Annotated in this window: 21 protein-coding genes; 2 read left to right on the top strand and 19 right to left on the bottom strand. The window is 58.9% G+C overall.

The window, feature by feature from the left end; all coding sequences use genetic code 11:
* Positions 1-3: 3 nt before the first annotated feature.
* The 16 genes from nifW to nifH form a co-directional block, all read right to left on the bottom strand.
* On the bottom strand, positions 4-339 hold the full coding sequence (gene nifW, locus MET49242_RS20290; RefSeq protein ID WP_036285680.1) for a nitrogenase stabilizing/protective protein NifW: 336 nt from the start codon (positions 337-339) through the stop codon (positions 4-6).
* Complete coding sequence (cysE, locus tag MET49242_RS20295) at positions 336-1,082, bottom strand: serine O-acetyltransferase (protein ID WP_036285682.1); 747 nt, start codon at positions 1,080-1,082, stop codon at positions 336-338. The genes nifW and cysE overlap by 4 nt, the downstream gene beginning before the upstream one ends.
* Entirely contained in the window at positions 1,079-2,227 is a 1,149-nt protein-coding gene (gene nifV / locus MET49242_RS20300; RefSeq protein WP_051134352.1) for a homocitrate synthase, read from the bottom strand. The genes cysE and nifV overlap by 4 nt, the downstream gene beginning before the upstream one ends.
* 8 nt (positions 2,228-2,235) lie before the next feature.
* The gene (nifS, locus tag MET49242_RS20305; protein WP_036285684.1) at positions 2,236-3,438 is read right to left on the bottom strand and encodes a cysteine desulfurase NifS; all 1,203 of its coding nucleotides are present in this window, start codon (positions 3,436-3,438) and stop codon (positions 2,236-2,238) included.
* Positions 3,439-3,448: 10 nt separating this feature from the next.
* The gene (gene nifU / locus MET49242_RS20310) at positions 3,449-4,420 is read right to left on the bottom strand and encodes a Fe-S cluster assembly protein NifU (RefSeq protein ID WP_036285685.1); all 972 of its coding nucleotides are present in this window, start codon (positions 4,418-4,420) and stop codon (positions 3,449-3,451) included.
* Between the two features lie 16 nt (positions 4,421-4,436).
* Entirely contained in the window at positions 4,437-4,757 is a 321-nt protein-coding gene (locus MET49242_RS20315) for an iron-sulfur cluster assembly accessory protein (RefSeq protein WP_036285687.1), read from the bottom strand.
* Positions 4,758-4,942: 185 nt separating this feature from the next.
* Positions 4,943-5,611, bottom strand: coding sequence for a nitrogen fixation protein NifQ (locus tag MET49242_RS20320; protein ID WP_036285689.1), 669 nt, complete (start codon positions 5,609-5,611; stop codon positions 4,943-4,945).
* A gap of 6 nt (positions 5,612-5,617) precedes the next feature.
* On the bottom strand, positions 5,618-5,935 hold the full coding sequence (fdxB, locus tag MET49242_RS20325) for a ferredoxin III, nif-specific (RefSeq protein ID WP_192815609.1): 318 nt from the start codon (positions 5,933-5,935) through the stop codon (positions 5,618-5,620).
* Positions 5,935-6,135, bottom strand: coding sequence for a CCE_0567 family metalloprotein (locus tag MET49242_RS20330; RefSeq protein WP_036285691.1), 201 nt, complete (start codon positions 6,133-6,135; stop codon positions 5,935-5,937). Before MET49242_RS20330 ends, fdxB begins: the two co-directional genes overlap by 1 nt.
* 13 nt (positions 6,136-6,148) lie before the next feature.
* On the bottom strand, positions 6,149-6,616 hold the full coding sequence (locus MET49242_RS20335; protein ID WP_036285692.1) for a NifX-associated nitrogen fixation protein: 468 nt from the start codon (positions 6,614-6,616) through the stop codon (positions 6,149-6,151).
* Positions 6,609-7,019 (bottom strand): nitrogen fixation protein NifX, encoded by a 411-nt coding sequence (nifX, locus tag MET49242_RS20340; protein ID WP_036285693.1) that lies wholly within the window; start codon positions 7,017-7,019, stop codon positions 6,609-6,611. The genes MET49242_RS20335 and nifX overlap by 8 nt, the downstream gene beginning before the upstream one ends.
* A 16-nt stretch (positions 7,020-7,035) precedes the next feature.
* Positions 7,036-8,433: a nitrogenase iron-molybdenum cofactor biosynthesis protein NifN gene (gene nifN / locus MET49242_RS20345; protein WP_036285694.1), complete on the bottom strand. Its 1,398-nt coding sequence runs from the start codon at positions 8,431-8,433 to the stop codon at positions 7,036-7,038.
* A 7-nt stretch (positions 8,434-8,440) separates the two neighbouring features.
* The gene (nifE, locus tag MET49242_RS20350; RefSeq protein WP_036285695.1) at positions 8,441-10,111 is read right to left on the bottom strand and encodes a nitrogenase iron-molybdenum cofactor biosynthesis protein NifE; all 1,671 of its coding nucleotides are present in this window, start codon (positions 10,109-10,111) and stop codon (positions 8,441-8,443) included.
* 87 nt (positions 10,112-10,198) lie between these two features.
* Positions 10,199-11,758: a nitrogenase molybdenum-iron protein subunit beta gene (gene nifK / locus MET49242_RS20355; protein WP_036285696.1), complete on the bottom strand. Its 1,560-nt coding sequence runs from the start codon at positions 11,756-11,758 to the stop codon at positions 10,199-10,201.
* Between the two features lie 70 nt (positions 11,759-11,828).
* Positions 11,829-13,295 (bottom strand): nitrogenase molybdenum-iron protein alpha chain, encoded by a 1,467-nt coding sequence (nifD, locus tag MET49242_RS20360; protein ID WP_036285698.1) that lies wholly within the window; start codon positions 13,293-13,295, stop codon positions 11,829-11,831.
* 69 nt (positions 13,296-13,364) lie between these two features.
* Positions 13,365-14,246 carry a nitrogenase iron protein gene (gene nifH / locus MET49242_RS20365; RefSeq protein WP_036288926.1) on the bottom strand — a complete coding sequence of 294 codons (882 nt, stop codon included), beginning with the start codon at positions 14,244-14,246 and terminating at the stop codon, positions 13,365-13,367.
* Positions 14,247-14,612: 366 nt separating this feature from the next.
* Between nifH and MET49242_RS20370 the strand changes: the two genes are divergently transcribed.
* Both MET49242_RS20370 and MET49242_RS20375 read left to right on the top strand, forming a co-directional pair.
* On the top strand, positions 14,613-15,047 hold the full coding sequence (locus MET49242_RS20370; RefSeq protein ID WP_036285700.1) for a response regulator: 435 nt from the start codon (positions 14,613-14,615) through the stop codon (positions 15,045-15,047).
* A gap of 9 nt (positions 15,048-15,056) precedes the next feature.
* On the top strand, positions 15,057-15,485 hold the full coding sequence (locus MET49242_RS20375) for a group III truncated hemoglobin (RefSeq protein ID WP_244430862.1): 429 nt from the start codon (positions 15,057-15,059) through the stop codon (positions 15,483-15,485).
* 9 nt (positions 15,486-15,494) lie between these two features.
* Here the strand turns inward: MET49242_RS20375 and MET49242_RS20380 are convergent, their stop codons facing one another.
* The 3 genes from MET49242_RS20380 to MET49242_RS20390 are packed head-to-tail and all read right to left on the bottom strand — an operon-like array spanning position 15,495 to position 16,979.
* The gene (locus tag MET49242_RS20380; RefSeq protein ID WP_036288931.1) at positions 15,495-15,827 is read right to left on the bottom strand and encodes a ferredoxin; all 333 of its coding nucleotides are present in this window, start codon (positions 15,825-15,827) and stop codon (positions 15,495-15,497) included.
* A 23-nt stretch (positions 15,828-15,850) separates the two neighbouring features.
* Positions 15,851-16,732: an SIR2 family protein gene (locus MET49242_RS20385; protein WP_036285703.1), complete on the bottom strand. Its 882-nt coding sequence runs from the start codon at positions 16,730-16,732 to the stop codon at positions 15,851-15,853.
* 31 nt (positions 16,733-16,763) lie between these two features.
* Positions 16,764-16,979, bottom strand: a complete 216-nt coding sequence (locus MET49242_RS20390; RefSeq protein WP_036285705.1) for a hypothetical protein — start codon at positions 16,977-16,979, stop codon at positions 16,764-16,766.
* Positions 16,980-16,992 lie beyond the last annotated feature (13 nt).

The raw sequence follows: 16,992 nt of genomic DNA on the forward strand, positions 1-16,992 counted from the left end.
TCCTCAATTGCCGTTCGTTGTGAGCGTCGTCAGCGACACAAAGGGTTTTGCTGGCGCAGGCGCCGGCTTGATCGCATCTTTGTGAACTTTGAATACGCGTTCCGCGATCGGAGACGATGCGACAAAATCAGCATAAGCCCTGGCGAGATATTCCCTGCACGCGGCGCGCGCCTCGTCGTCGGACGCTGTGTCGAGATCGTTCGTGGCGAGGTATTCGCCCATGCGCCGCAATATGTGCAGTCGCGCGACGCGAACCACCGAAGGATCGAAATCAACTCCAAGCGCTTCGAAGAAGTCCTCCGCGGAGGAGAGTTTGCGCAACTCGTCGAACACGCTCATTCCTTCGTCTCCTTTTCCCCGCGCATTTGAGCGCTTTCACTCTTGCGGCTTTGGAGATGCATAAAGCGCGCCTCCAGGAAATCGATGCGGTCGATCAGCGTCGAGATGGCGTCGCCGACGGGGTCGGGAATGAGATGATGTTCGAGGTCGATGCGCCCGTCGACGCCGGAGCGGCGGCGTACTTCGCGGACAATGCGGCCCGGTATGCCAACCACAGTCATTTCCGGCGGGATGTCCTCGATGACGACCGAATTGGCGCCGATTCGCGCGCGTGCGCCAACGCTTATCGGGCCGAGGATTTTTGCGCCCGCGCCAATCAGGACTCCGCTTTCGATCGTCGGATGGCGTTTGCCGGTAGACCAGGAGGTGCCCCCGAGAGTGACGCCGTGATAGATCGTAACGTCATCATGAATGACCGATGTCTCGCCGATCACGACACCGGCCCCATGATCGATGAAGAAACGTTCGCCGATCGTCGCGCCTGGGTGAATGTCTATATTCGTGACGAGACGAGCGAACCAGGACAGAAACCGTGCTGCGAACTTGAATTCCCGGCGCCAAAGTCGATGCGACAAGCGATGAAAGATCACGGCGTGAACGCCAGGATAAAGCATCGCAACTTCGAGCGCATTGCGCGCTGCGGGGTCTCGTTGCAGGACGCAGGCGACGTCGCTGCGAAGCGTCGCCAGAAGGCCGCGAATATGCGGCCTGCGCGCATTGACGAATGTGGCCACGACAGTCACGTTTCGCCTCCTGCCCACGCCTGACGTCTTTCGACAAGGCGAATGAGTTCGCGGCGCGTGATCGGCGGTTTCTTGTCATTGGCGCGCCGGCGGATGTGCGACAGCAGCGCGCTCGCCGTTTCGTGATCGATATCCACGCCGAGTGAGGAGCACCTGCTTTTCAACGCGGCAAGGCCGGAATGTTTGGCGATGACGATCCGGTTGCGTCGTCCAAGTCGAGCGGGATCGACGCCCTGATAGGTGCGCGCATCCTTGAGCAACGCCGCGACATGAATGCCGGATTCATGCGTAAATATATCAGCTCCGACGATCGCCTTGGCGCGCCCGATCTTGCGTCCCGACAGGCGAGCGACGAGCTTCGCCAGCGCCTGGAGCTTTTCCAGCCGCACGTCGGTGCGGCCGGCGGCGATATGCCCGAGCGCTGCGACGACTTCTTCGAGAGCGGCGTTGCCGGCGCGCTCGCCGAGACCAATCACCGTGACGGACGCATGCGACGCGCCGGCGCGCAACGCCGCCAGCGTGTTCGCCGTCGCCAGTCCGACGTCGTCATGGCCATGAAATTCGATCGGAAGGTCTGTTTCTTCGCGAATACGGCGGATCGACTCATAGGCGGAAAACGGATCCAGCAAACCGAGAGTGTCCGCGAAGCGATAACGCCAGGCGCCCGCTTGCGTTGCGGCGCGCAGGATCAATCCGACATCGCGCGGATCGGCTCGCGATGAATCCTCTCCGCCAAGTGCGACAGTCATTCCTTGTTCACGCGCATATGAAACAATTTCGCGCACGCGCTCGGCAAGCGTCGGTATGGTGAGACCGAGTTTTACGCTGATCTGCAGTCGCGACATAGGCGCCGATATATTGACATGAGCGACGCCTGCCGCGCGCGCGGCGTCGATGTCGTCCTTGTTCAGGCGGCACCAGCCCATCACGCGACATGGCAGGCCCTCTGCGACCACGCCCGAAATCGCTTCGATTTCGTCTCGACCCATCGCGGGAGTTCCAGCCTCTATCTCATCGACGCCCGCGTCAGCCAGGGCGCGCGCGATGACGAGCTTCTCGGCCGCCGTAAAGGCGACGCGAGGCGCTTGTTCGCCATCGCGCAGCGTGGTGTCGTTTATGTAGATGCGAGGATGGTCGGGGTTCACGGTTTCACTCAGGCATAGACGGGTTTGAACTCGGTCGGGCCCTTGTCGGCGCCCGCCCAGAAGGGCGATAGTTCACGAAGATTTTCGAGAATCTTCGGCAGCGCCTCGATGACCTGATCGACATCCTCCGCGACATTGTCGCGCGAAAACGAGAAGCGGATCGAGCCATGCGCCGCTGTGAAGGGAACGTTCATCGCGCGCATCACGTGTGACGGTTCGAGCGAACCAGATGTGCATGCGGACCCCGAGGACGCCGCCACCCCCGCGCGAGTGAGATGCAAAAGGATCGCCTCGCCCTCCACATATTCGAAAGCGATATTGGTGGTATTGGGCAAACGCTCGCGTAAATCGCCATTCACGAAGCAATTGGGAACCTGCTGCAGAATTGCGTTTTCGAGACGGTCGCGCAGCTCCTTTACGCGGGTCTGCTCATCCCCCATATGCGCGAGCGCAAGCTGCGCCGCCTTGCCGAGGCCGATGACGCCCGGCGTATTTTCGGTGCCGGCGCGGCGGCCGCGCTCCTGATGTCCGCCACGCAGCAGCGGCTTGAAACGTGCGCCGCGCTTCACGTATAGCGCTCCGACGCCCTTCGGCGCATGCAGCTTGTGGCCGGACAGCGACAGCATGTCGATTGCGCTGCCCTTGAGTGAAATCGGAACCTTGCCGACCGCCTGCACGGCGTCTGTATGAAAGAGCGCGCCATGCTCCTTGGCCAGTTCGGCAAGCGCTTCAACCGGGAAGATCGTCCCTGTCTCATTATTCGCCCACATGAGCGTCACGAGCGCCGTGTTGGGTGACAAAGCGGCGCGATAGGCTTCGAGGTCGAGGCGCCCGAGAGAGTCGACGCCGATGTAGTGAACCTTTGCGCGGCCGATCTTCTCGAGATGCTGGCAGAGCGAGAGAATTGCGGGATGCTCTACTTGGCTCGTCACGATCTCGTTGCGGCCCGGCATCGCTTCGAGCGCCGACAATACAGCCGTATTATCGCTTTCAGTGCCGCCGGAGGTGAATATGATCTCGTGATCGTGTTCGGCGCCGAGCAACTCCTGCAATTGCTGCCGCGCCTTCTTGACCGAGGCGCCAACGCTCGCGCCGAATGAATGGATCGAGGAGGGATTACCGAACTGTTCGGTGAAGAAAGGCAGCATGGCCTCCACAACCTCGGGATCGACCCGAGTCGTCGCATTATTGTCGAGATAGACCGCGCGCATGTCGTTCTCCTCAGTGAGCGTGCTGCTTGATGGGAATGACGCGGATCGGCATGCCCAGCTTGGCGATCAACCGTTCCTGTATGCCCGAGACGGTGACGCTCGACATCTGGCATCCCATGCAGGCTCCGCTGAGGGTGACGAGAACATTCGAGCCGTCGACGTCGATGAGTTCGCAATCGCCGCCATCTTTCTGGAGATAGGGACGCAACTCCTCGATCGCTTCTTCGATCAGACGCACCTTCTTGAGGTTCGTCATGCCGGCAGAGGGAGGCGGCAGGGGAGAGGCCGGCGCGATCGGCGATGTCGGCGGCGCAGCTTCCGCCTTCGCGGCCTTCGCTTTCGCCTTGATCTCCTTGGCGTCGGCTGTGCCGAGGCGATAGGCCTCATGCTCGGCCAGCACGCCCTCCGCAACGAGTTCGGCGTTCACCGCGGCGAGGATCTCCTCGAGCTTGTCGAAGCATGTCAGACAGCCGCCGCCGGCCTTGGTGTAGGAAGTGACTTCCTCGATCGTGGTCAGCTTGTTCATCTTGATCGCGCGTTCGATCATGCCTTCATCGACGCCGAAACATTTGCAAACCAGCGCGCCTTCCTCGTGATCATCGCTCCAGACTTCGCCGCGGAAGTTGGCGATTGCAGCCTGAAGAGCTTCGTAGCCCATGACCGAGCAGTGCATCTTTTCAGGCGGAAGGCCTCCAAGAAAATCCGCAATGTCCTGGTTGGTAAGCGTGATTGCTTCCTGAAGCGTCTTCCCGATGATCAGTTCGGTAAGCGCCGAGGAAGATGCGATGGCGGAACCGCAGCCAAAGGTCTGGAATTTTGCTTCGAGAATCGTTTCGGTCTCGGGATCGACTTTCAGCATCAGTTTGAGCGCGTCGCCGCAGGAGATAGCGCCCACTTCGCCGACCGCATTTGCCTCACCGAGAACGCCGGCGTTCTTCGGATTGAAAAAATAGTCTTTTACCTTGTCGGAATAGTCCCACATATCGCTCTCCTCGCGCTCAGCCGAATGATTTGCCGCAGGAACAACTCGACTTGGCTTGCGGATTGTCGAAGGTGAAGCCGGAGCCTTCGAGGCCGATCACGAAATCGATCCGGGTTCCATCGAGATAGGCGAGCGAGCCTTCCTCGACGAAAATCTTGACGCCATCGTTGTCGAAGACGTGATCATTCGGATCCGGTTCGTTTACCAGCCCCATCATGTATTTCAGACCTGCGCAGCCGCCGGCTTCGACCATGATGCGCAGCCCCTCGACCTCCTGGCCGGCCCCTGCGATAGCGGTGCGCACGGCGGTTACGGCGCTGTCCGTGAGCTGAATCATCGTGACGACTCCTTCAGTCAGATGAGATTGTTTCCGAGTAGCGGTAGCAACCCGTGTGCCAGCGCCAAGGTCCTGTATTTCTGAGACATTGCAGCAGTTTGCATGTCCGCAATGCGTCAATGTCCGAGAACTGACAATGTGCGGTTCGCGGCGTCGAGGAGCAGGAAGCGGATCGGGAGCGAAGTTTAAGCGCGGCGGCCCTGCGTGAGACGGGCTAACGCGCTTTCGCCGCCTTCGTCGCCGAAACAAGAGTTGAAATCGCCGCATTCGCGGCATGTCGGGGCCGCGCAAAGGCTGAAGCCTTCAAGTTCGCACAGTTTGCGATAGAAGAACTTCTTCCACTTCATATTATCAATATTTTGTGACGCGAGCTCCGGGTGCCACCGCTTCAGGAGGCGTGTCAGCTCGTCGCGGTTGAAAAGTCCAAGGTCCTGCCAAAGGTGGCGCGGAGCCATTGAGCGACGCGTGACGATCGACGTGATCCAACTCGTCGCGTCAGAGTCATCTACGCGGTAGCGCTCCAGCAATTCACGAAGCTGAGTTTCTTCTTCGTCCAGAGAAATTGAGGCTGATTGCGCGTCGAGGGGAATGACGTGACGTGCTTCCGGCAACCAGCTTTCGATGATCCTGGCAAGCGCGTTCCTGTCCAGGCCAATTGCCCCCGAGACGTTGTCACGAAATTCGGCAGCTTCAACGACGCCAACGCTGATGGCGCAGGCGAGAACATGCGCCATGAAGGGGTCGGCGAGCGCAAAAGGACCCGGATTTTCACAGATGGCGCAATAAATGGCCGCGGCGTCGAGCGTGCCTGGCGATGCGCCATGGCTGGAGCACGCGCGCGCTACGTCCGCCATGATTCGTCACGCCGCGATCTGATCCGCCGGAACATGCGTCTGGCAGTTCTTCGGGCAGACGCGCGCGCAGGCGTTGCAGCCGATGCAGGCGCCGGCGTGTTCGACTTTCATGATCTTGCGGTTCAGGTCGCCGTCGAAATCGTCGTCATCATCGTCGGTGACGATCCCGAGAATTTCACCCTCGTCATTGACTCCGTAAAGCGCCATGACGCCCTGTGGGCAAACCTTGAAACAGCGCCCGCAACCGATGCAGGTCTCTGGGTCGATGTCGGTGAGATAGAGCGGCGTATAAGGCGAGCCGTCTCGCGTCTTGAATTCGCCCATCACGCCGCCTCGAGTTCCTTGAGCCTCTTGCGGGCCGCCTCCAACGCCGCATAAGCGTCGTAGGTTTCCTGTGCGACGCTCATTATCGTCGTCCAGTTCACTGGCAGCTCCTCGGAGAGGTCGTGCAGGTTCATCTTCATGTTCATGGCCTTGGCTGAGAGCTTCTTGATCTCGGCCTTCAATTCGTCGACGCCGCTCATGTCACGCCTCCGTTCAATAGCGGGCCACTTCTGGAAATTTCTCGATCATCTCGACGCCGGCGTCGACAAGTTTTGCGCCCTCCGCAGCGAGTTTCTCTAGGCTCTCGAAGCCAAACCGATGAACGTCGCGTAGATGCTTGTTGACAACGATCAGGCGTCCGGCAGTCAGTATCATGCGTCCGAATCCTTCATGGCTCATTTTCATCATCGGCTGAACCATGCAGCCGGTTCGGCGTTCGATGGCGAGACCGACGGCGTTGTAAAAAAGTTCGAGACGCCAGAGGATTTCAGGGTCCGGATCACCGATGATCGGGATTTCCCGACGCTGTTCCCTCGTCACGATATAGGGATCGAGAAGGGCTACGTCCTTCTTGTTGTCCCATGTTCCATGTGTGTCCTGCGCGCGCCAGACCTTGATGAGCTCCTTTATGAAGAGGCTCACTTCCGGTTTTTCTTCGGCGATTTCGGCTGCTTCAGGCATTTGCTGTCTCCTCGTCGAAATCGAAAGTGCGCTCGCCACTCTTCGACAATATCTTGCGCAACCAAGGCGGCGGCGCGCCGTTCAGAACGACCTGAAGCCTCTGGAGCAAATCGACGATCTTCTCCGGTTGCTGCACCTTCATTGGATGAATGTTCTGAGCGACGACGCGGGCCGCCCCGGAGCCGCCGATCGCCGCGACGTAAAGAATCGAACAATCCTTGATCGCTTCGAGCTTCGGTTGAAGCTTGTCCTCATTGCCGTCTTCCTGCAAATCGCCGGCGAACTGGATCGCCTCGACAAAATGATAGGAGTCCGGGCTCAGTTCGTAGATCGCGATATTCCTTGCCCAACCGAAATGAGCATCGACGGTTTCAAGGTCCTGGGTGGCGAATGCAACTTTCATATTGCCTCCTTTGCCGTCAGTGCGCTTGCGATGGTTGGACGAGATCAGACGCAATCGCCGTAGTTTCATGGCCCTCGTCCCCGCTTTGCCGTCTCCAACTGTCGGGCGTTGGCTCCGGCGTCTGCCCGATGAATATGTTGCCTAGCGCGAAGATGAGATCTCGGGTGCCGCGATAGCCGACGCTGACCTCATGCGCGGCGCCGAGCCGGTCGAACATCGGCAGCCCCATGCGATAGAGCGGGACTCCGAGACGATCCGACGCCTGGCGACCATGCGAATGGGTGATGATGAGGTCGCAATCGGCTGCTCGTTTCTCGAGGTCTTCCAGATCGCCGATGATGACTTCTTCACTGGGAATATTTTCGAGTAAAACGGATGAAGTCGTCGTGACCGCCGCTGCGACCTCTGCGCCCATTTCCTTCAGCCAATGGGATACGCTATGCAGCAGATCCGGCTCGGCCCCGATTGCTATGCGCTTGCCGCCGAAGTGGAAGTGACCGTCAAGCATGGCGTCGACGAGCTGACCGCGCTGGCGCCGGAATTTGATCGGCGCCGGCCTGCCGCTTATGCGCGTAAGGAAACTCATGAATTCGTCATTGACCGCGAGGCCGGTCAGCCGATCGAAGAGCATGAAGGGGACGTCCGCGCGCGCTTCGAGCGTCTTTGCGGCCTCCCGCATCTGCTCGCCGATGGCGATGGTCCAGGCGGCGGTTCCCATCGCCGCAATATCGGCGCGTGACACGCCGCCGAGCGTGGTCGGCGTGAAGTCCTCAGGAATGTGACCGTCGAGCGAGCCGGACAGATCGGGCAGGAAAGTCGGCTGGAGACCGAAGGCCTCGATAATGTCGCGCAATTCGTCGATATCGCCGGGAGTCAGATGGCACCCCGCAAGCACATTGACGCGTTGAGGCGCGCGTCGCTGCGGCGTCTCGTGTTGCGGCACAAATTCCTGGATGAGTCTGGTGACGGTCTTGGCGAACCCGTCCTGGAAGGCGTCCTTGAAGTCTGGCGTCGAGACATGGACGATGCCAAGATCGGCGAGTTCGGGGTGACGTTTGCGCACGAGCTTGAGATAGCCCTCGACATCGTCGCCCTTGATTTCAGTGACGCCGGTCGAGCAGATGCCGATGACATCTGGTTTCGCGCGTTTCACGATATTGAGGATCGCCTGCTCGATATTGTCAAGTCCGCCAAGAACGGTCGCCACCTCATTCATCGCCGTCGTCTGAAGTGGGATCGACTCACGGAAATGCCGCACGAAGAGAACAAGCCCGAAAGAGGTGCAGCCCTGCGAGCCATGCAGCACCGGCATGCAGCCGGAAACGCCCATAAAGGCGAGCGCGCCGCCGATCGGCTGGCTCATCTTCAGCGGATTGACCGCGCAGGCTTTCTTCGAGGAGGTGACGCGCGCCATGGTCGCCTCACGCTGCCTGCGGCGCTGCTTGCGCTTGCGCGCCAGCCAGCGAAACGATGATGGACGCGATCTTCTCCTGACACCCCCCGCAACCCGTTCCGGCGCGAGTCGCCGCGCCGACCGCGCTTACGCTGTCGAGGCCGCCGTCTCGAATGGCGTCCTCGATCATGCCGACCGACACGTCGTTGCAGGCGCAAACTTTTTTTCCACGCCTCGCGCCTTCGGCGGCGACCGGATCATTTGCCAAGGCGGCTTCTTCAGCTGCAATTGCCTCGGACGCGCGCGCTTCCCATCCAAGCTCTTCCCATGGAGCAGGCTTGCGCACCTGTTCCCAGACCGGATTGTAGAGAGCCTTGTCGATCTCGTGAACGAGTTCGACCATGCCTTCGTATCCGGCGTAGGCGTGATGCCGCTCCTGGTTGATATCCAGCCATGGCATCTTGGCTTTGAGCGCTACGAATTGGGAGCGGCCGCCAGAAAGCATGATGTCCGCTCGCGCTTCCTTCAACATCTTGTACATTTCGCGCGGCGTCATGTCGTCGATCATATGGGCGTCCTGACCCATCAACTCCTTGATTTTTTCCTTGTCTTCCTTTGTCGATTTCTTCACGCTGGTTCCGACAATCTCCAGACCGGCTTCCTGAAGCGCCGCGACGACCGACCACGACTTAACGCCGCCGGTGATGAGCAGCACGCGCTTGCCCTCGAGTCGGGCGCGGTAGGGCGCGATACGCGCCGAGGCTTTCGCCTCCTCGCGCGCGATAACCGCCTCTGTTCGTGTCATCAATTCGCCCGGCGCGCCGCGTTCGATGAGAAGGCGCGCAATCTCGCGCAGACTATCGCTCATGTCGCCGACGCCATAGAATGAGCCTTCGAAGAAGGGGATTCCGTAACGCTCCTCCATTTTTCTGGCGACGTTGATCATTGCCTTGGAGCAGACCATCATGGCGGCGCGGGCGCGATGCGACGATGCGACCTCATGGTATTTTGCGTCGCCCGAGATACAGGCGAGAATACGAATGCCAAGTTCGTCAAGAATTGGCTTTACCTGCCACAATTCACCGGCCAGGTTATATTCGCCGATGATGTTGATGTCGTAGGGCGTCGTGAATTCAGGCTCCTGCGTGCCGATGACGTGATCGAGTATCGCCTCGCCTGCAAGCTTGTTGCCGAGATTTTTTGGGCCAACGAAGCCGGGAGATATGACCGGGATGACAGGCTTGCCGAACTTCTCCGCAGCGGCCTTGCACACGGTGCCTATATCGTCGCCTGTCATCGCCGGAACGCAGGTTTGATAGACGAAGACGGCAGGCGGATCATATTTGTCGATGATTTCCTTGATCGACTTGAACAACCGCTTCTCACCGCCGAAAACCACGTCGGTTTCTCCCATGTCCGTCGTGAAACCCGTGCGATAAAGCGAGGAGCCGGAAGTCTTTGCGCCGCGATTGTCCCAGCTATTGCCTTCGCAGGCGATGGGGCCGTGCACGAGGTGAGCGACGTCGGTAATCGGTTGCAAAGCGATCTTTGCGCCGTCGAAAGCGCAGCCGCCGGCGGCGGCGCCGGGGGCGAGTTGCTTGGTGCAGCCCTTTTTGCGTTCTTTCTCGGATTTGTCCTGGTTCTTGCCGCATCCGGGCTCGTTGAAGACGTCCTGAACTTTTTCCGAGAGCGTCGTCATTCCGGCCTCCTGCGAGCGTCACGCGGATAATCGCGCGTCATTTGCATGCATTCGCCGGGCCAACACGGCCCGGCGAACCATCGTCGATCAACGGATGATGTCGAAGCTGTAATCCGATTTCGCCACAACATTCGTATTGCGGTCGATTTCATCGAAGATCTTGTCGAGGATCCAGACGAGAACGTTCATGGCCCCCTGATAGCCCCAAACCGGATATCGATGCATGTGATGGCGATCGAAGATCGGGAAACCGATGCGGATCAACGGCGTGCCGGTGTCGCGGTCGAGATACTTTCCGTAAGTGTTGCCGATCAGGAAGTCGACGGGCTCCGTGAAGAGCAATGAGCGCATGTGCCACAAATCCTTGTTCGGATAAACGTGGCAGTTCTTGCCGAATGGCGAGGCGTCCAGCATCGCCTGCACCTTCTCTGCCCATGCCTTGCCGCCGTTTGTCGAAAGAATATGCGTCGGCTCTGCGCCGAGCTCCAACAGGAAGCCCGCGACGCCAAGACAAAGATCGGGATCGCCGTAGATAGCGAATTTCTTGCCGTGAATATGCGCTGCGGAGTCCGCGATGGCGTCGACGAGACGGCCTCGCTCCTTGGTGAGCTCGGCGGAAATCGGCTTGCCAGTGAGCCGCGAAATCTCCATCAGAAACTTGTCGGTTCCCTGAACGCCGATCGGGTGGTTGAGGGCGACAACTTCCTGCCCTTTGCTTGCGATGTAGGGAAGCGTCTTTTCGGTGCAGAATTCCTGCATCGAAATCGTCGCCCTGGCGTTCAACGCAGCTGCGACGTCCTCGAGCTTTGTGCCGCCGTCATACATGCGGAATTCGCCATCCGTCGGCGTGTCCCATACATCGCTGTTGTCGCCGATAATCGTATAGTCGACGCCCATGGACCCGAAAATGCGCTTGACTTCGCGGAGGTTCCCAACTGTGTAGCCGTCGAAGCCGCCAAGGAAGTTGATCTTTTCATTCGGCGTGCGCTCGAGTTTCGGCGCCGTTCCCGCCTTGCCATCCCAGAAGTGCTCCAGCACGCCCTTGATGACGTTGTCGTAACCGGTGATATGGCTGCCGACGAAAGCTGGCGTATGCGCGAAGGGAACGTCGAATTCTTGCGGAACCGACCCTTTCTCCTTTGCTGTCTTGATGAAGGCGTTGAGGTCGTCGCCGATGACTTCCGCCATGCAGGTGGTGGAGACGGAGATCATCTTCGGCTTGTACATGTTATAGGCGTTGGCCAGGCCGTCGATCATGTTGTTCAGCCCGCCAAACACCGCTGCGTCTTCCGTCATCGAGGAGGAGACGCAAGACGTCGGCTCCTTGAAGTGACGCGAAAAATGCGAGCGGTAATAGGCGACGCAGCCCTGCGAACCATGAACGAATGGCAGTGTGCTCTCGAAGCCAACGGCTGCAAAGACGGCGCCGAGCGGCTGGCAAGCCTTGGCGGGGTTCACGGTCAGAGCTTCGCGTGCGAAGTTCTTTTCCCTGTATTCCTCTGTTTTGGTCCATTCGCGCACCTGCTCGAGGCGCTCGTCGGCGACCGGGTTCTCGAAGTTCGTCTTCTTGTTCTCGAACATCTCCCTGTATTCCGGCTGGCGGAATAGATTGAAGTGGTCGAGGACGTTATCAGCATTCTGTGGCATAGCGATTCCCCATTTGCTTCCGCGAGCCGGTCCCGCCTCGCGACGGAGACGAGACCTGTTTTGCGCGAGATCAGGCGGCCCAAGGCGCCTTGGCGAATTTCCAGACAGGCGAATTGATCGCCATGTCCATGTCGCGTGCGAAGATGGCGAAGCCGTCGTAGCCGTGATATGGACCTGAATAATCCCAGCTGTGCATTTGACGGAAAGGCACGCCCATCTTCTGGAAGACGTATTTTTCCTTGATGCCCGAGCCGACGAGATCCGGCTGAATCTTCTCGACGAACTTCTCGAATTCGTAGCCCGTGACGTCGTCGTAAATCAGCGTGCCGTCTTTCACATAATGAGTCGTGCGCTGATAGTCGTCGTTATGGCCGAATTCATAACCGGTGCCGATGACTTCCATACCGAGGTCTTCATATGCGCCAATGACGTGGCGCGGACGCAGACCGCCGACGAAGAGCATGACCTTCTTGCCTTCCAGACGCGGACGATATTTGGCGATGACGGCGTCCATCAGGGGACGGTATTTCGCGATGACTTTCTCGGCCCCTTCCTTGATCCTGTCGTCGAAGTGGCTCGCGATCTTGCGCAGCGACTCCTCGATCTTGGATGGACCAAAGAAGTTGTACTCGACCCATGGAATTCCATATTTCTCTTCCATATGCCGCGAGATGTAGTTCATCGAACGATAGCAGTGCAGAACATTTAACTTCGCCTTGGGCGTCGCCTCGAGCTCCGCGATCGTGCCGTCGCCGGACCATTGCGCGACGACACGCAGGCCCATTTCCTCGAGTAGAATGCGTGAAGACCAGGCGTCGCCGCCGATGTTGTAGTCGCCGATGATGGCAACGTCATAAGGCGTCTGCTCGAAGCGCGCGGGCTTGCCGTCCTGCTTGTCGAACACCCAATCGCGCACCGCGTCGTTGGCGATGTGGTGACCAAGGGATTGCGACACGCCGCGGAAGCCCTCACAGCGGACCGGAACGATCGTCTTACCGCCGAATTCCTTCGACTTCGCCTTCGAAACCGCTTCGATATCGTCGCCGATGAGGCCGATCGGGCATTCGGATTGAACGGTGATGCCTTTATTCAGCGGGAACAGGTCTTCGATCTCGTCCATGATCTTGGCGAGCTTTTTGTCGCCGCCGAAGACGATGTCCTTCTCCTGGAAATCGGATGTGAACTGCATGGTGCCGAAAGTGTCGACGCCGGTGGTGCCGATGTAATAATTGCGGCGGGAGGCCCAGGAATATTGACCGCAGCCCACGGGGCCGTGGCTGATGTGGATCATGTCCTTGATCGGACCCCACACTACGCCCTTGGAGCCGGCGTATGCACAACCACGGATGGTCATCACACCGGGAATGGACTTGATGTTGGACTTTACGCCGCAATCCGGCTTGCCGTCTTCGAACGTGCCAAGATGTTTGGCGCGACGCTTTGCGGTTTTCTCCGGATACACTTCCAGGACTTCCTTGATGAGGTCCTTGTTGCGGGCTTTGATCTCTTCGATGGTTTCAGCTTGCGCCAGACTCATGACGGAGCCCTTTCATAAAAGTCCTTGTTAGAGCCTGGCCTCACGGAGAGGCCAGGCTATGGGTCTTATTTATGCAACGGCGAGTTCCGCAGCGGTTTTGCCGACCTGCGATTCGTCGATCGATTTCATGATGCCGTGTTCCATGAGCAAATCTTCGAGCTCGTCCATGGTGATCGGCGTCGGGATCGTGCCGGCGCCGACATTGGCGTCGACGCGGCGGGCGAGCTCGCGATAATGCTCGGCCTGCTTGGATTCCGGCGCATACTCGATGACGGTCATGCGACGCAGTTCGGCGTGCTGAACAATGTTGTCGCGCGGCACGAAATAGATGAGCTTCGAGCCGAGTTTCTTGGCGAGGGACTCGGCAAGTTCGAGTTCCTTGTCCGTCTGGCGCTCGTTGCAGACCAGCCCGCCCAGGCGCACACCGCCGGAGTTGGCATATTTGAGAATGCCCTTGGAAATGTTGTTGGCGGCGTACATCGCCATCATCTCGCCGGACATGACGATGTAGATTTCTTGCGCCTTGTTCTCGCGGATCGGCATGGCGAAGCCGCCGCAGACCACGTCGCCGAGGACGTCATAGGAGACGTAGTCGACGCCGTCGTAAGCGCCGTTCTCCTCGAGGAAGTTGATCGAGGTGATCACGCCACGACCGGCGCAGCCGACGCCCGGCTCCGGACCGCCCGACTCGACGCAACGGATATCTTGGTAGCCGACCTTCATCACGTCCTCGATCTCGAGGTCCTCGACCGAACCGGCTTCCGCAGCGAGCGAGAGGATAGTGTCCTGTGCCTTGGCGTGAAGGATCAGGCGGGTCGAGTCGGCCTTGGGGTCGCAGCCGACGATGAGAATTTTCTTGCCCATCTCGGCGAGCGCCGCCAGAGTGTTCTGGGAGGTCGTCGATTTGCCGATGCCACCCTTTCCATAGAACGCGATCTGTCGAAGCGACATTGCAGTCTCCTTGGATTTAACCGTTGATCGGATCGGCGCGCGCCACACGCATGCCGAATTCATTTCACCTTGCGACGAGGCGCGGGCTCCGGGACTCTGGGACATCTCCGAACGGGGGTGACCCAACCCACAGCCAAAAGCCTTGCGAGGCTAATTGCGCAAAGGGCGTGCCAATGTTGTTCTTCGTCTATAAGTTATTGGAAATAATCCAATTATGTGCCTGCGGCGGTTGGGTCGAACACATGTGTCAAATCCGACAGTGATGTTCGCAACCCGACTGACCCGCCAATTCCTCAGAAAAGATTCATTTTTGCCCGCGGCACATCGCTTGCTTTCCGTCCTGCGTCCAATTCCGGAGGAGGCAACATGCAGATCGGCGTGGAAATGGCGCGGGCGATGGAGAACAAGCGGGTGTTCATTGTCGATGACGACGAGATTTTTCGCGGTGCGCTTCAGTTCATGTTGCATGACGAGTACGAGGCGCATGAAGTGGCAAGCGCATCTCTGGCGATAGAAAAGGCGAAAAAGCAGCCCCCCGACCTAATTCTTCTGTCGGAGAGCCAGATACGAAAACAGGGATTGGGCTCGGTTGCGGAACTGAGAGCGGAGATGCCCGGCGTGAAAATACTTGTCGTTATCGAATCTGCGGACTCGCGATATGGGAAGGAATGCATGGGCGCGGGCGCGCATGGCTTCATCGCCAAGCCTCTAAAGGTCGAGTTTGTACGTCAGAAGGTTGACGCAGCACTTGGGCGCGGGAGGGGCGTAACTATTCCGCTCACGGTGCTGAATACGCGCTAGGAGGAACCGATGCACATGCTGAACAACGAGAGGTCGGGCGCGGCGCCCGCGAACGAAATCAGTGAATCGTCCATTCGCGATTGCGTGCGCCGCTTTTACGAAAAAGGCGGGGCCGATCCTCTTCTTGGCCCTATATTCGCTGAATCCATACCGGAGCTCGAGTCGCATATCTCGATTGTCGCGAATTTCTGGTCCCATGCTCTACTGGGAACGGATCGCTACCAGGGCACGCCGTTTGGCGTGCATGTCAACTTGCCAATCGAACCGTCGCATTTTGCGCGTTGGCTGGAGCTTTTCACTGAGGCGGCCGGAGAAACCATGCCGGTGCCGCTTGCCGCGCAAGCGATCGCACGTGCGCAGCACATGACGCAATGCTTCCAGTCTGGCCTTTTCCCATTTGTCGGTGCGGACGGAAGGCCGTCTCGCACGCCGGCATGATTGGCGCGTTCAGAGTTGTGGCACGATAATCAGTCGCTCGACCGGATTTCCTTCGGTGAAATGCGACTGGATAATTTCATCGATGTCGGCTTCCGTGCGCGGCGTATACCAGACGCCTTCCGGATAAACGACCATAAGCGGACCGGCGCGACAGAAGCCGAGGCAGCCGGTCGCCGTTATAGATACGTCCGGAATTGGCTGCGCAGTTAGTTTTGCCTGCAGGCGATCCCATAACGGCTTGCCGCCGGCGCTGACGCAGCTTCCGCGGGGATGACCCGGCGGCCGCTGTTGAAAGCATGTGAAGACGTGATATTTGAAAACGACGGGAAGTTCGGCGATCATGTGCATTGCTTTCAGGATCGGGATCAGGCGACAGCCCGGACAGGCGTACGCGTCAAGTCGGCGACGAAATCCACCAGCGACGCATCGATACGGGTGATATTCTGCTCCTGCAGGAATTTCTCTTCATTGCGCGTCAAATTGCCCTCGATCACGGCCCAATGCCTGTCGGAGGATCGTTTCATGATCTGGCGCGAAAAGCTCCGTTCAAGCTGGTTGGTGAATCGACATCCGAGGAAAAGGAAGCTGCGCCCTTTTCTTATCGCCTGCACAGCCTCCGGAATCGGAGTTTGAATGTCGATCTCGGTAAGGATCTCGACATAGTCCGAATCTGAGACGATGTAATTTGCGCCCGGCGAAATCGAGCCGAGGGGTTGATAAAGCAGGGTTTTCCAGCTGAGAGTTTCGTCAGGCGCCTCGGCGGGGGCCTTCGCGCCCGAGCCATCCCGGACGAAATTCTTCCCGGGAACCAGCGAATGGTCGGGGCGGAAGTAATTCACCCATTCGCCAAAATGTTCGCTTTGCGTCACGCCTTGTACGACGCCCCAGTCGCTGTGCGATTGCAACGCCTTTTGTGGCAGATCATCATACCAGGCGTGAACAACGAGCGGCAATGTATCCTGCGCAGCGAGCCAGACATGCAAGTCGCTCGGCGCCGCGGACGACGTGAACGCTTTGGTCATCAGGCAGGTAAGCGTCTTTCGGTGCTTGAAATTCTCGATATATTGCGCCGCCGCAGTCAGATTGTTGCGAATTTTGTGCGGGACGGTCACGCCGGCGACGAGCTGGGCGACAAGCGTCTCAGGCGTCGCCGGCGGCGCATCTGCCCCCGCGAGCCCCGTCACCGCCGGCCCGAGATAGGGAATGATATCGCCCCGACGAAAGGCGTTTTCGATTTCGCTGAGCATAGTCGTCTCCTGCCGCGCAGCCGGCTGATCGTTATTGAAGGACTGTCGCCTTCATCGACTCAATTTCATCGCGCGACAGGCGAAACACGCCACGCCCGCCCGATAGGGATTCGAAGGCGTTGCCGGCCTTTTCGGTCAGCTTCGTAAACCATTGTTGCGCGGTCAGCGCGCTCGGCCTTTCCCCGATCTCGAAGACAGTTCCGTCGGGGGCAAATCGAACATGAATGATGAGATTCTTGTCGGTCATCGTTTGTCTCCTC

This window comes from Methylocystis sp. ATCC 49242 (assembly GCF_000188155.2).
GTDB lineage: Bacteria > Pseudomonadota > Alphaproteobacteria > Rhizobiales > Beijerinckiaceae > Methylocystis.